The sequence below is a fragment of the Salinisphaera sp. SPP-AMP-43 genome (assembly GCF_049568105.1).
GTDB lineage: Bacteria > Pseudomonadota > Gammaproteobacteria > Nevskiales > Salinisphaeraceae > Salinisphaera.
This window is the reverse complement of sequence record NZ_CP145335.1, coordinates 2,903,572-2,917,982: the sequence shown is the minus strand read 5'-3', so window position 1 is coordinate 2,917,982 and position 14,411 is coordinate 2,903,572. Positions and strand designations below refer to the sequence as shown.

General features: G+C 63.7%; 12 protein-coding genes. 8 read left to right on the top strand and 4 right to left on the bottom strand.

Translation table 11 applies throughout. From position 1 onward, the window contains the following. The first annotated feature begins 122 nt into the window (after positions 1 to 122). Complete coding sequence (locus V5738_RS12510) at positions 123 to 1,064, top strand: GlxA family transcriptional regulator (protein WP_423821138.1); 942 nt, start codon at positions 123 to 125, stop codon at positions 1,062 to 1,064. A gap of 620 nt (positions 1,065 to 1,684) precedes the next feature. Here the strand turns inward: V5738_RS12510 and V5738_RS12505 are convergent. Genes V5738_RS12505 through V5738_RS12495 form a run of 3 tightly spaced genes read right to left on the bottom strand, consistent with a single transcriptional unit; the run spans position 1,685 to position 4,046 of the window. Next, complete coding sequence (locus tag V5738_RS12505; protein WP_423821137.1) at positions 1,685 to 2,152, bottom strand: thioesterase family protein; 468 nt, start codon at positions 2,150 to 2,152, stop codon at positions 1,685 to 1,687. Then, positions 2,152 to 3,138, bottom strand: a complete 987-nt coding sequence (locus V5738_RS12500; protein ID WP_423821136.1) for a 3-hydroxyacyl-CoA dehydrogenase NAD-binding domain-containing protein — start codon at positions 3,136 to 3,138, stop codon at positions 2,152 to 2,154. Before V5738_RS12500 ends, V5738_RS12505 begins: the two co-directional genes overlap by 1 nt. Beyond that, positions 3,138 to 4,046 (bottom strand): 3-keto-5-aminohexanoate cleavage protein, encoded by a 909-nt coding sequence (locus tag V5738_RS12495; protein WP_423821135.1) that lies wholly within the window; start codon positions 4,044 to 4,046, stop codon positions 3,138 to 3,140. Before V5738_RS12495 ends, V5738_RS12500 begins: the two co-directional genes overlap by 1 nt. A gap of 121 nt (positions 4,047 to 4,167) precedes the next feature. Here V5738_RS12495 and V5738_RS12490 point away from each other — a divergent pair, with 121 nt between their 5' ends. Beyond that, positions 4,168 to 5,277: an AbrB family transcriptional regulator gene (locus tag V5738_RS12490; RefSeq protein ID WP_423821134.1), complete on the top strand. Its 1,110-nt coding sequence runs from the start codon at positions 4,168 to 4,170 to the stop codon at positions 5,275 to 5,277. A gap of 115 nt (positions 5,278 to 5,392) precedes the next feature. Continuing rightward, positions 5,393 to 6,910, top strand: a complete 1,518-nt coding sequence (gene betC / locus V5738_RS12485; protein ID WP_423821133.1) for a choline-sulfatase — start codon at positions 5,393 to 5,395, stop codon at positions 6,908 to 6,910. A 59-nt stretch (positions 6,911 to 6,969) separates the two neighbouring features. Here the strand turns inward: betC and V5738_RS12480 are convergent, their stop codons facing one another. Continuing rightward, positions 6,970 to 7,686 (bottom strand): FadR/GntR family transcriptional regulator, encoded by a 717-nt coding sequence (locus V5738_RS12480; protein WP_423821132.1) that lies wholly within the window; start codon positions 7,684 to 7,686, stop codon positions 6,970 to 6,972. Between the two features lie 175 nt (positions 7,687 to 7,861). On the opposite strand from V5738_RS12480, the gene V5738_RS12475 reads away from it, so the two are divergent. The 5 genes from V5738_RS12475 to V5738_RS12455 all read left to right on the top strand — a co-directional run bounded on the left by V5738_RS12475 (position 7,862) and on the right by V5738_RS12455 (position 14,346). Next, positions 7,862 to 9,190 carry an MFS transporter gene (locus V5738_RS12475; RefSeq protein WP_423821131.1) on the top strand — a complete coding sequence of 443 codons (1,329 nt, stop codon included), beginning with the start codon at positions 7,862 to 7,864 and terminating at the stop codon, positions 9,188 to 9,190. Between the two features lie 5 nt (positions 9,191 to 9,195). After that, positions 9,196 to 10,824, top strand: coding sequence for a GMC family oxidoreductase (locus V5738_RS12470; protein ID WP_423824181.1), 1,629 nt, complete (start codon positions 9,196 to 9,198; stop codon positions 10,822 to 10,824). Beyond that, positions 10,821 to 11,924 carry a M24 family metallopeptidase gene (locus tag V5738_RS12465; protein ID WP_423821130.1) on the top strand — a complete coding sequence of 368 codons (1,104 nt, stop codon included), beginning with the start codon at positions 10,821 to 10,823 and terminating at the stop codon, positions 11,922 to 11,924. Before V5738_RS12470 ends, V5738_RS12465 begins: the two co-directional genes overlap by 4 nt. After that, the gene (locus V5738_RS12460; RefSeq protein ID WP_423821129.1) at positions 11,921 to 12,694 is read left to right on the top strand and encodes an SDR family oxidoreductase; all 774 of its coding nucleotides are present in this window, start codon (positions 11,921 to 11,923) and stop codon (positions 12,692 to 12,694) included. The genes V5738_RS12465 and V5738_RS12460 overlap by 4 nt, the downstream gene beginning before the upstream one ends. A 101-nt stretch (positions 12,695 to 12,795) precedes the next feature. After that, the gene (locus V5738_RS12455) at positions 12,796 to 14,346 is read left to right on the top strand and encodes a hypothetical protein (protein ID WP_423821128.1); all 1,551 of its coding nucleotides are present in this window, start codon (positions 12,796 to 12,798) and stop codon (positions 14,344 to 14,346) included. Positions 14,347 to 14,411: the final 65 nt, after the last annotated feature.

Sequence of the window (14,411 nt, the reverse complement as noted above, 5' to 3'; positions counted from 1 at the left end):
ATACTCTCGCTTGGCGTGGCGACGCTACGGGAGAGCCTGGCCGGCAGTGGGTCGAGGGTTAAGATGAGTGGTGATGGCTCGGTAGCGACGGATTGGCTCGAAAGATGACGGTAGATCGATCGATGGCGCAGCTTCGCTCGACCGGCTATCTGCTGCTCGATGGGTTTTCGATGATGGCGTTTGTGGCCGCGACCGAGCCGCTGCGGATCGCCAATCGGATCGCCGGTCGGCCCTTGTTTCGCTGGCATCTTCTGAGCGTGGACGGCGCGGCGGTCGCGGCCTCGAACGGCATGCGGGTACTGCCCGATCAGGCGCTGCCGGAGGTAGTGTCGCTACCGCGGCTGGCGGTCTGCAGCGGTTTTCTCGACGACTTCGTGCCGCCGCGCGAGCTCATCACACGGCTGCGCGCCTTGGACGGCGGCGGTACCGTGCTCGGCGGTATCGATACCGGCTGCTTCGCACTGGCCGAGGCCGGCCTTCTGGATGGGTATACGGTGACTTTGCACTGGGAAAGCCTGCCCGTGTTTCGCGAGCGTTACCCGTTGGTACGAGCTGTGGAGTCGCTCTATGAAATCGGTGATCGGCGTTTTTCCTGTGCTGGCGGGATGGCGGCGACCGATATGGCGCTCGCCGAGCTGACCGCCGAAGGAGGCCCGGATCTGGCCGATGCAGTCGCTGAACAGCTCATCCACGAACGGGCCCGGAATCCGGCCAGTCGCCAGCGGCTATCGATCGTCGAGCGGCTGGGTGTCCATAACGCCACTCTGGTCCGGGCGATCGCGCTGATGGAAAACCATCTGGAACCGGCGCTGCCGCTGGCCGCAATCGCCCAGCGCGTCGGGCGTTCGCCGCGCCAGCTGCAACGCTTGTTCGAAGCCGAGCTCAGGGCCACGCCCAGTGCTTGGTATCGCGATCTGCGCCTGCAGCGGGCCAAGGCGCTGGTCGAGGAAAGCGATCGGTCGCTGGCCGAGATCGCAGCGGCGGCCGGGTTCGAGTCGGCGGTGTCGTTTTCGCGTGCCTTCCGCCAGCGTTTCGGGGCGCCGCCCTCGGCTTGGCGGTCGTAGTACGCACCGTGCCCATATGCCTTGGCAAGCCGCTGCTGCGGTAATTGCGAGCCGGTATGGGCGCCGAGCGTGGCCGCTTCATGATCGAGTCGCGCTGCGTTTCAAACCCGGGTGAGCGGCTGGCATAGCCGAGGGCTCAGGGCGTGCCGTCGCATGATGCCCGCCCATCGTGTCAGGCAAGGCGCAGGCCGCCGAGCATAGCGGGCCCAGGTTCGAGGCTTGCAACGCTGCAGGCGCGGCGGGCGGGTGGTCACCCCCAGGGCTTGCGGCTCTATGGCGGCCATCCGGCGTTATCGTTCGCTTACGCGCTGGGCCACGCCACGCTCGCGATGCTTGGGCTTGCCAGCACAGGACTGCGGGTGCGGCGGCGTATCTCGTGACGACGCGCCCGGGCCCCTGGGCAACCGGGCGTGATCTTGGCCTCGTGCCGCCAGGCCAGAGCCCTGCTGCGATGTGGCGGGGCGAGTCGGCAACAGCGTATCGCTCGGTAACGCGCCCCGATCGATATCTGAACATGGGGTCGCGAACCGGGAGGCCGGTGGTCTTATTGAGAAAGCGCTACAGCTGTGTAGCTACGCCGGGCCCGGTGCGTATCGCGAACGATCCGGGGTGTTCTTGGCTCAACGGCGCCGGATGCCGATGGTGCGGCCGGCCTGCTCTGGCCAGGCCGAGCGGTCGAGCTGGCCGCAGGCGGCTTCGGCAGCCGCGACGACCGGCTCGGGAAAGGCCGTAGCCCGGCCGGCGGCTGGGTCGATCGCCATCAGCATCTGTTCGCTGGTCGCAGCCAGCGCGCCGTCATCGCGATACAGGCCGAAAAACAGATGGAAGCGTTTGGCGTCGCGGTCGAGTATGTCCAGGGTCACGGTCAACGGGTCGTGCTCGTAGGTCTGGCCGAGATAGCACAGATGCGCTTCCAGGGTGAACGTGGTCACGCCGAAATGCTGGCGGGCTGGGCCATCCAGGCCAATCGTCTCCCAGAAAGCATCGACCGCCAGGGAGAATACCCGGGCATATTCGGCATCGTTCATATGCCCGTTGTAGTCGACCCATTCGGGGGCGACTTGGGTTTCGAGTACGGTGGTGGCCATCAAATCCGTCCTGTTAAGCCTTCGGCCTCGGGCCAGTAGCGTTCCACTAGGCCGAGCAGATCGGTCAGGAATGCATCGCGCCGGGCTTCGAGTTCGGCGACCGAGCGGCCTGCGGCCTGGTGCTCGGAGCCGGCTACCACGCGCTCGATGAGTTCATCGGTGAGCTCGGGGGCTTGCAACTTGGTCCAGGGCAGTTTTAGGGCCGGGCCGAACTGCTCCAGCATATGCTGCATACCGGCTTCGCCGCCAGCCAGGTGGAAGGTCAGGAAGGTGCCCATCAGCGACCAGCGCAGTCCTGCGCCATAGACCACGGCGGCATCGATTTCCTCGGTGGTGGCTACGCCGTCGTTGACCAGATGCAGCGCCTCGCGCCAGAGCGCTTCCATCAAGCGATCGGCGATATGCCCCTCGATTTCCCGGCGGACCACCAGCGGGCGCATGCCGAGGCCACGATAGGCTGCCTGGGCAGCCTCGATGGTTGCCGCCGATGTGCGTTCGCCGCCGACCAGTTCGACCAGCGGTAGCAGATAGACCGGGTTGAAGGGGTGGGCCACGAAGATGCGTTCCGGGGCATGGCCGCAGCCGGCCGCCAGTTCAGTCGGTTTGATGCCCGAAGTCGACGAGCCGATCAGTGCGTCCATGGGCGCAGCGCCATCGATATCGGACAGCACGGTCTGCTTTAGCGCCAGCTGCTCAGGCACGTTTTCCTGGATCAGATCGGCTTGCCCGACGGCATCGGCAAGATCGTCGGTGACCCGCCATCGATCACGGTCGGCTTCTTCGGCGAGGCCGCGACGGATCAGCGATGGCCAGGCGATATCGACGGTCTCGGCCAGGCGCCGGCGGGCGGTGTCGACGTCGGTGTCGTAGGCCACGACTTCGGCACCGGCGGCCAGGGCGCGCACCGCCCAGCCGCAGCCAATAACACCCGAGCCGACGATCGCGACGCGTTCGGGCCGGTAGGCAGATTGCTCGGTGATATTCATCAGTGGTTCTCCAGAGTGGCGCCGCGCAGACCGAGCCGGTCGCGGGTGGCCTGCGGGCTGGCAACGCTGCCGCCGAGCGCTTCGATGACTCCCCGGGCCTTGTCGACCAGGCCGGCGTTGTCGGCTTTGATGCCTTTCGACAGATACAGATTGTCTTCCAGGCCCACGCGGCAATGGCCCCCGGCGAGCATGGCTTGAGCGACCATCGGTATCTGCATGCGGCCGATGCCAAAAGCGGCCCAGTGGGCATTGGCCGGCAGACGATCGCGCATCGCGAGCAGGGTGCCGGGCTCGGCTTCTGCCCCCCAGGGAATCCCCAGGCAGAGCTGGAACAATGGGTCGTCATCGATCAGACCTTCGTCGATCAACTGACGTGCGAACCAGATATGGCCGAGATCGAAGCACTCCAATTCCGGTTTCACCCCGGCCGCCTGGACGAGGGCGGCATGCTCGCGCAGCCAGTCGGCGGTATTGAGATAGACCGCATCGCCGAAGTTGAGGCTGCCGCAGTCCAGCGTGCAGATTTCCGGGAGCACGGCATCGATCGGGGCGTGTCGCTCGGACGGGCTTTGTAGATCCGAGCCGGCCGCAGCATGAATATCGCGGGCATCGCCGGTGCCGGTCAGCTCCGGGATCAGGTCGCCACCGCCGCCGGCGGTGAAATTGAGCACTACATCGGTCGCCGAATCGCGCACCCGATCGGCGATCTCGCGAAAATACGCCGTATCGTGCGCATGGGCGGCGGTCTCCGGATCGCGAACATGCACATGCGCAATACTGGCGCCGGCCTGGGCTGCCTTAATACAGTCGTTGGCGATTTCGGCCGGTGTGACCGGCACATTCGAATTGCGGGCAGGGGTATCGCCGGCGCCAGTGACGGCGCAGGTCAGAATGACATCGGTTTGCATCCGAGGCTCGGGCTGACGAATCGTAGGCGTATTATCGATAGCTTCGATCGATTCCAGACAACGTTATGCGACGCTTTCTTGATATGAGGCGACAGTCGATGCATCCGGCCTCGGCCGTGCCGTGTCTTCGGCGGCTCGCGAGTACGGCTGCGGCAGCCCGGCCATGAGCCGGGCAGGGCGTTGGGCGGTGCTCGGCACGATCTCGCCGGTGGTCGGCTATCTGCTGCACGGATTGGGGTTGCCGGCCGGCTTCCTGCTCGGACCGATGGCGGTCGCTGCGGTGCTGGCGATGACGGCCGGCCCGGTCACAGTCGCCCGGCCGTTGACGATGCTGGCCCAGGCGGTGATCGGCTGCATGATCGCGCGCACTATCACTTGGCCGATTCTGGTCGAGATCGGGCGTGATTGGCCGGTGTTCGCGGCTGGTGTGCTGTCGGTAATCGCCGCGAGCCTGGTGCTGGGCTGGTTGTTGACCCGCTGGCAGGTCCTGCCCGGGCCGACCGCGATCTGGGGCACTTCGCCTGGTGCGGCGGTGGCGATGACGCTGATGTCGGGCGCCTATGGGGCCGACGAGCGCCTAGTGGCCTTCATGCAGTATCTTCGGGTGGTGATCGTGGCCTCGGCGGCCTCGATTCTGGCGGCCTTGATCGCCCCCGGGGGCACGGATACCGGCGCCCTCGGCGCCAGCGTGGCCTTCACGCCGACCGGTCTGGCCTTGACCGCATTACTGGTCGCGGTGGTGTTCGGGCTCGGCTATCTGATTCGGCTGCCGGCCGGGGTGATGATCGTCGGTATCGTGCTCGGAGCGCTGGCTCAGGATCTTGGCGGGCTGCAGATCACGCTGCCGATGCCGGTGCTCGCGGTCAGTTTTATGCTGATCGGCTGGATGATCGGGCTGCGTTTCACCCGGCAGACCTTGGCCCATGCGCTACGCGCGCTGCCAGCGGTACTGGCCTCGATCCTGGTGCTGGTGGCGGTCTGCGGAGCGATCGCGGCACTCATGGTGTGGCTGGCCGGGGTCGATCCGTTGACCGCGTATCTGGCGACTAGCCCGGGCGGCGCCGATACCGTTGCCATTATCGCCAGTTCTACGCATGTGGATGTGGCCTATGTGATGGCGATGCAGCTGGCGCGGTTCCTGGCCGTGATGCTGGTCGGGCCACCGTGTGCGCGGCTGCTGACCCGCTGGTCTGGATTCGGGGCGGGTTCGGCACCTCAGCGGGCTGGGTGAGCCGGGGTCGCGGCGTCGGCACGCATATACGACGAGCCCGTATGCGGTTGTATGCGGCTTTCGAACCTGCGCATTATCCAAGGCGAGTCAATCGCAGACAGAGGGCACAACGAGTATGGCTGACCAACCCAACGTTCTGGTGCTGATGGCCGATCAGGTTAACGGCACGCTATTCGAGAACGGACCGGCCGATTTCCTGCATGCGCCGAACCTGAAAAAACTCGCCAAGCGGGCGGTCAATTTCAATAACGCCTATACGCCAAGCTATCTCTGCGCCCCCGGGCGGGCAGCGTTCATGTCGGGCCAGTTGCCCAGCCGCACGGGGGTCTACGACAACGCCGCCGAGTTTCGCTCTGCGATTCCGACCTGGGCTCATCACCTGCGCCGGGCCGGCTACGAGACCTGTCTGTCGGGCAAGATGCACTTCGTCGGTCCGGACCAATTGCACGGCTTCGAATCGCGGCTGACCACCGACGTCTATCCCGCCGATTTCGGCTGGACGCCGGATTATCGCAAGCCGGGCGAGCGCATCGACTGGTGGTATCACAACCTCGGTTCGGTGACCGGCGCTGGGGTGGCCGAGATCTCCAACCAGATGGAGTATGACGACGAAGTCGCTTTCCACGCCGAGCAGAAGCTGTTCGATCTGTCGCGCGGCCACGACCAGCGGCCGTGGGCACTGTGCGTGAGCTTTACCCACCCACACGACCCATATGTGGCCCGGCGCCAGTTCTGGGACCTATACGAGGACTGCGAGCATCTGGAGCCGCAGCAGGGCGCGGTACCGTTCGAAGCGCTCGACCCGCACTCCCAACGGGTGTTCGAGGCCAACGACTACACCGAGTTCGATATCCAGCCCGAGGACGTGCGCCGGGCACGTCGCGGCTATTTCGCCAATATCTCGTATATCGACGACAAGATCGGTGGCATTCTCGATGTGCTGGAACGGACCCGCATGCTCGAAAACACCATCATCGTGGTCTGTTCCGACCACGGCGATATGCTTGGCGAGAAGGGGCTCTGGTTCAAGATGAGCCCGTTCGAGGGCTCGTCGCGTGTGCCGCTGATGATCGCCGCGCCGGGCCTTGCGTCGGCCAATATCGATACCCCGGTCTCGACCATCGACATCAACGCAACCCTGGCCGATATCGTCGGCATCGATCTATCCGAGATTTCGCCCTGGACGGACGGCCAGTCGTTGTTGCCGCTAGCCAGGGGCGAGAGCCGCGCTGCCCCGGTGTATATGGAATACGCCGCCGAGGGCAGCTATGCGCCGTTGGTCACGATTCGCGAAGGCCAGTGGAAGTTCAACTACTGTCCGATCGATCCGCCGCAGCTGTTCGATCTCGAAGCGGACCCGCTGGAAAAGCACAATCTGGCGGCAGAGCCCGACTACGCCAACGAGCTGGCGGTATTCAAGGCCAAGGTCAATGAACGCTGGAATCTAGAGCAGTTCGACGCCGAGGTGCGGGAAAGCCAGGCCCAGCGCCTGATCGTCTACGAGGCGTTGCGCAACGGGCATTACTATCCCTGGGATCACCAGCCGTTGCAGGATGCCTCGCAACGCTATATGCGCAACCATATGGACCTAAACGAGGTCGAGGAAGCACAGCGTTTCCCACGCGGCGAGTAACGCAGCGGCACAGCATTGAACGTGTGAACAGGCCGGGGTAGATCCCCGGCCTGTTCGTATCAGGCGGTCGTCGAGGGCCGATCCGCCGGCTGCGGCGGTTCGCCGTCGTTGCTCTGTAGGCGGCGGTCGCAGGTTTCGATTAGGCGGCGTGACAGTTCGGTGGCCTGCTGTGGCTGGCGTATCCGAATCGCCTCCAGCAGTTCCCGATGTAGCGCCACGGTGAGCTCGATCTCATTCTGGTTGGGTCGATAGGAATGCTCGAACAAGGTGCGTTGCACCGACTCCAGCGCGCGCCCCAGCCGGGACAGAATCGGATTGTGGCTGGCTCGGGCCATGGTCTGGTGAAAGGCCATATCGGCCAGATGGAACGATTCCGAGTCGCTATGGGCGCCTTCCATGGCCGTGATCGCGGCATCCATTTCAGCCAGGTCGGCCGGCCGGGCATGCTCGGCCGCGAGCGCGGCGATCGAAGGCTCGATCAATAGCCGGGCATCGAAGCCGGCCTGGTGGATCATGTGCCGGTTGCCGCTGTCGCAGACCCATTTGAGTACGTCGTCGTCGAGCCAGTCCCACTGTTCGTGATCGCGCACGCTGGCGCCCGAGGCCGGGCGAATCTCGATTAGTCCGCGAGCGACCAGCCCCTGCATGGCCGCACGAACCGTCGTGCGCGATACGTCATACCGTTTGGCGAGTGCGTTCTCGCTGGGCAGTTCGGCCAGAACATCGCCCGCGGCGATCTGGCGGCCCAGGGTCCCGAGAAGAGACTCAGCTTTCATTGGCGTTCCCCGTCGATTGGATTCGACATTTCATATCTTAATCGCGCATAGGCGTATTCGCCGATGGTCGAATACCTGTATTACAGGTTGATCTTTATTGTACGACAGGTCGCGGCAGGTGCCGCCCTAAAGGATTGCTGGGTATACCGCCCGGCTCATGCGAACGGAGAACCGTATGCTGACAACCACGAGCCGCGGAATATCCGGCCGGCTGGATCGGATGGGGATGCCCCCCGCCTTGTTTTGGGGCTATATCGCGGTCCTGATCTTCATGATCGGCGACGGGGTCGAGTCGAATTACCTGGCGCCGCATCTGGCGAAGCACGGTTTCACGCTCGACAGTGCCGCCACCATCATCAGTTTCTACGGCATTACCGTAACCATCGGCTCCTGGCTGGCCGGGGCGCTGTCCACGCTCTGGGGCCCCCGTCGCGTGATGATCATCGGCGGGGCGATCTGGATCATCTTCGAGATTCTGTTTCTGGCCGTGGCCATGCCGGCCGAGAGCTTCGAGCTGAGTCTGTTGACCTATGGCATTCGCGGCGTGGCCTACCCGATGTTCGCCTATGCGTTTCTGGTCTGGATTCAGGCTGCGACCAAGCCGGAACAACGAGGCTCGGCGACCGGCTGGTTCTGGTTCGTGTTTACCGGCGGGCTGCCGACGCTGGGCTCGGCTGTGGCGTTTGGCGCTATCCCCCTGATCGGCGAATATGCGACGTTCTGGCTGTCGCTGGTGCTGGTCTGTATCGGCCTGGCCATCGGGCTGCTGGCCCTGCGCGAGAGCACCGGTTTCGCGCCGCTCATCGACCAGGAGTATCGCGCGCAGCACAGTACCGGTCGTATTCTGTTGAGCGGTATCGATATCCTGGTACGCCAGCCGCGGGTGGGTATCGCCGGTATGGTGCGCATCATCAACACCACGCCGTATTTCGGTTTCTTCATCTTCCTGCCGGGATTCTTTACCGATCAGATGGGCTTTTCCCAGTCTGGCTATCTGGCCCTGATTACGATCATGGGGCTGGTCGGCATGAGCTTTAATCCGATCATCGGTCGCCTGAGCGACCAGATCGGCTGGCGCAAGATCCTGACGTTCATCGGCGGTCTGGGGTCTGCAGTGAGCATGCTGCTGATGTATTTCGTACCCCAGTGGACCGGCGGAAACTATGTTCTGTCGCTGGTCTTTGCCTGTTTGTACGGCATCACACTGTGCGGCTATGTGCCGGCCGCGGCCTTGATCGCGGCGCTGTGCGACAAACAGGACAAAGGCAACGCCATGGCGATCTATTGTCTGGCCGCCGGCTTGTCGACGTTCATCGGCCCGGCGCTGTACCGAGTACTCAATGCCGAGGTCGGTATCACGGGTGTGGTCTGGATCTATGCTGGTCTGTATGTGCTCAGCGCAGCACTGTCCTGGTTCTTCCTGATCACGCCGGCCGATCCGGGCGAGCGTCACCGCGTCGCTCACGACAACCAACGAGCGGATCTGGAAACGGAGTTTTCTTAATGGATATGCACTACGACTATATCCTGGTCGGCGGCGGTAGTTCGGCCTGTGTCATGGCGTCGCGGCTGGTTCGCGAAGCCGGCGCCCGGGTATTGATGCTCGAGGCCGGCCCGGCCAAGGCCAACCCGATCATGTCCATGCCGGCCGGCTACATGAAGTTTCTGGCCAAGGACACGTATCTGACCATGCACCACACTGAGGGCCAGGCCCAGTTGAACGGGCGTGGGCCGGTGGTGCCCCAGGCCAAGGTTCTGGGCGGGGGCAGCACGGTCAACGCCATGGTCTATATGCGCGGCCACGCCGAGGACTATGACGACTGGAACGCCCATAGCGAAGGCACGGATTGGTCGCTGTCGACACTGATGCCGTACTTCGCGCGCCAGGAAGACAATGATCACCTCGGCGCACCGCACCACGGCGTTGACGGGCCGCTCAAGGTCTCGCATCTCGGCCATTTCAGTCCGATGAGTCGGGCGTATGTGAAAACCATGCAGGGCATGGGGCTGAACTACACCCCCGACTTCAACGATGGGAATCCGGCCGGGGTGGGCTTCATGCAGCACACCATCGACTGGCGCACGCGCCGTCGTTCCAGTGCCTATGATGCGTTCATCGCGCCCTTGGAAGACGATCCGCGTCTGACTGTGCTCAGTGAGACGCGGGTGACCCGGCTGTTGTTCGACCAGAACCGGGTGACCGGGGTCGAAACCGAGCGCAAGGGCAGCCGTCGTTCGTTCACCGCCGAGCGTGAGGTGCTGTTGGCCGCCGGGGCATACCAGACCCCAAAATTGTTGATGTTGTCCGGGATCGGCCCGAGCGACGAACTGGCCGGCCATGGTATCGAGACCCGCGTTGCGTTGCCGGGGGTCGGGCAAAATCTGCAGGATCACTATGAAGTCCCGGTGGTGGCGACTACCCGCGGCGCCTACGGCTACTACGGCCAGGACAAGGGCTGGCCGATGGTCAAGGCCGGGCTACAGTATCTGCTGTTCCGGAGTGGCCCGGTGACGACCACCGGCGTCGAGACCTGTGCGTTTCTCGACCCGGAAAACCTCGGGGGCACGCCGTCGGTCCAGATGTTCTGTGTGCCCACGGTCTATCTCGATCGCGATGTGACCGGCACCGACCCCGGCCCGGGCGTGACCATCAACTCCCTGCTGCTGCGCCCGGAATCGCGTGGCCGGGTCAGCCTGGCTTCGGCCGATCCACAGGCGAATCCGATCGTGGATACGCAGATTTATGCGGTCGACGAGGATCTGCGCCGCACCATCGCCGGTTTTCGATTCGCCCGCCGGGTGCTCGAACAGGAGCCCATCCAATCCATGGTTGATCGCGAGATCTTTCCCGGCCCCGAGGTGACCTCCGACGAGGCAATCGCCGACCACTGTCGGCGCATGGTCAAGACCGGCTACCACCCGGTGGGCACCTGCCGGATCGGGCGCGACGGCGATCCGATGGCCGTACTCACCCCGCAACTCGAGGTCCGGGGTACGCGCGGGCTGCGTGTGATCGATGCCTCGATGATGCCCAACATTATCCGTGGCAACACCAACGCGGCCGTGATGGCTGTAGCCGATCGCGCGGCCGATCTGGTGCTGGCCGAGGCCAATCGCCAATCCCAGGAGGCAGCATGAGCCAACGGCTCGAAACACTGCGTCAGGCCATGCCGGACTGGGGCATCGATGCCCTGATTCTGAACAGTCGCGAGAATGTCGCCTGGCTGACCGAAGGGGCGACCTATTATGTGGTCGAACGCTCGGAAGCGGGGGTGGCCAGCCTGCTGATCACGGCCGAGGGCGTATATCTGGTTGCCCCTGACAACGAGATCGATCGGCTGCTGGCCGAGGAGCCTTGTCCGTTCGTCCTCGAACCGGCGACCTATCCTTGGTATGGCGACGAAAACGCCACTATTCGGTCGATAATCGGCAGCGCGCGACTGGGCAGTGATATGCCTCGGGCCGATGCTCGGGATATCGGCAGCGAACTGCTGCCGTACCGGTTTGCGCTCAATGTCGACGAGCGCGAGAAATTCGCGGCCCTTGGCCAAGACGCCGCCGCCGTGGTCGAAGCGGTCGCCCGGCGGCTCATCCCGGGCCAGAGCGAGCGCGAGGTCGAGGCCGAGATCCTGCACGACTGTCTGGCGCTTGGCATTCGCCCGGTCTGTACGCTGGTGGCGTTCGATGATCGGATCGATCGTTTCCCGCATCCGATCCCGACCGGGCGCCGCCTCGCGCAGCGTTGTTTGATCACCCTCGGTGCCGAGCGGCATGGCTTGAACGTCAGCCTGACCCGGCTGGTGCATTTCGGTGAGCCGGACCCGCATGCTCGGCAAGTGCTGGCCAAACTGGCCGAAGTGCACGCCGAGACCTATGCCGTGCTGCAGCCGGGCTTGGGCTTTGAAGACTTGTTTGCGGCCATCACCGATGCCTATGCCCAGGTGGGCGTGGTCGATGGCTGGCGACGCCACCATCAAGGCGGGCCGGCCGGCTATGGCTGTCGCGATCTGGTACTCACACCCGGCACGACCGGACAGGTCGTGGCCAACCAGGCGTTTGCCTTCAACCCGACCTTGCCCGGCAGTAAGAGCGAGGACACCGGGCTGCTGACCGACGGCGGCATCCAATGGCTGACTCGAACCGGCGATTGGCCGGAAATCGTGATCGACCGGCAAGGCCAGCGTTGGACATTCACCGATTGGCTGGTGCGCGAGCCGGCAACCAAGGAATCATCATGAGATTGCAGGATAAAAAGACCGTGGTGACCGGCGGCGCCAGTGGAATCGGTCTGGCGATCGTTGAGTTGTTCGTTGCCGAGGGGGCCGATGTCGCGCTCATCGATCGCGACGAGGCAGCGGCGGTGCGTGAGGCCGAACGGCTGGATGGCCGCAACGGTCGCCGAGTCCAGGCATGGTGTGTCGACGTGACCGATGATGACCGGGTCGGCGCGGCTATGGCCGAGGTCAGCCAGGCCTTCGGCCGTATCGATGTCCTGATCAACTGCGCGGGCGCCAATGTGTTCGCCGAGCCGATGGGTCTGACCAAGGCCGACTGGAAGCGCTGTCTCGAGATCAATCTCGAAGGGGCCTGGCATTGTATCCAGGCCGTACTGCCGGGCATGAGCGACAACGGCTATGGGCATATCGTCAATATCGCTTCGGTCCACGGTCACAAGATCATCCCCGGTGCGTTTCCCTATCCGGTGGCCAAGCACGGTCTGATCGGTCTGACCAAGGCGTTGGGCGTGCAATACGCCGACCGTGGTATCCGCGTGAATTCGATTTCACCGGGGCTGATTCGCACGCCGGCGGCCGAAGCCTGGCTGGACAGCCTGGCCGACCCCGAGGGCGAGCGAAACCGACAGATCGAGATTCTGCCGTGTAAGCGGCTGGGCGAGCCGGAGGAGGTCGCCTATGCCGCACTGTTTCTGGCCAGCGACGAAGCGCGTTTCGTCAACGCGACCGATCTCGTTATGGACGGCGGGCGCAGCCAGATCTACCACGACTAGCGCCACCTAGACGCAGCCATCGTGTCAAAAGCGGGCGAGGGCCCGAGGGGGGCGTTCGTCCAGCGTTCGGCCCAGACCAATAACAAATGGAGGAATACAGGGTGAGCATACTGACGAACAAATACGCGGGCGCGACCTGGGCCGCGGCCATGGTCGTGACCGCCGGCGGTCTGTCGGGGACCGCGGTCGCGGCCGACGGCACCGGGGCCGCGGGGCATTCGCTGGCGGATGCCATTTCCAATTCGACCGTCAGCGGCCGGGTTGGCATTTACGATTTCCGGCGCTGGCACAACGCCAATCTGCCGTATCCGCGCCAGGATGGGGCGCATCTAAACGATCACGACCAGCACAACCTGGAAAGCACGGCCTATGGGGCCCAGATCAATCTGGATACCGGGCAGTGGTACGGCCTGTCGTTTGGCGCCCAGTTCGTCTATACCTCGTCGTTCTACGGCGATAACCAAGAACAGACACGACTGAACTGCAATCTGGTCTGTGGCGAGTCGATCACGAATCTGCCGGAAGCCTATGCGCAGTACAATACCCAGGGCGCCCAGATCCGGGTCGGGCGGCAGCTGCTCAATCTGCCGTTCGCCTCCGACGATCAGTTCTCGTTTTTGCCCCGGGCCTATCAAGGTGGGACCGTCTTGATCGATCCGCTGGCGCTATCCAAACGTTGGTCCGGTGGTGCTAGCGGCGACGATGCCGAGCTGTCGAACGGGGCCGCCGCGCGTCGCAGTAAATCGGCGGCACGCCGGATCGCACCGCCGAACCAGTTCATGCCGTTCGAGTTGGGTAGCAATCCAGACCGCCAGAGCAGTTGGCAGCTTTTCGGCGCCAAGATCACGCGCTTTGAGCGTCGCGGCAGTGCCCGCGATTTCGTCAGCGCCAATCGCTATCTGGACGATGTCGACGGGTTTTGGTCGGCCGGTACTAATTTTCGGATCGAGCGCGATAATAGCGAGTGGGTCGGCCAGTATTATCATTTCGCCTTCGACGAAACCGAAAACCTGGACTATGCCGAGCTCGGCTATATTCGGTCCGGCGTGTCGACCGCGTGGGCGGGGCGGGTCGACCCCTATGTGCGTGCCCAGGCGGTCAAGGCTTACGACATCCATGACAGCCGTATCGAGGAAGGCATCGACGGCGAAATCTATGGCCTGAAGCTCGGTTTCAAGACGAAATACGTCGATTTCGCCCTGGTCGGCAACTATGCTCCGACCCATGCCGGCAGCTTCAACGACGGCCAGATCTTGCACCCTTATAACGACCAGTCCGGCGTGCTGTATACCGATGGTTTCACCGGTATCGCCGAGAGCGGCCCGGGCTGGGCCGGCGGCGCATCGCTATCGGTCAACCTGCTCGACAGCCTGAGCATCTATGGCAAGTACATCGAGTACGAAGCCCGCCAGGGGCACTACTACGATTACTACTTCGATGGTGGCAAGGGCACGCTTTCCAACGATTCGTTCGTGGGCCAGCAAGTCGATGATCAGCGCAGTACCGGTTGGTATGCCGGTTTTTCCTGGGATCTCGGCGATATCTCGCCCAAGCTGGCCGGCCTGAGAGTCGAAAATGTACTGGGCGTGGTCGAATATCCGAATGCACCGACCTTTTACGACAATCGTTTTCGTTTTTACTACAGCTTTTGAGGAGTTCGATGTGTTTGACCCGATTTGTCGCATATACCGCTGCCTGATCGGTCGCGCAAGGCGTA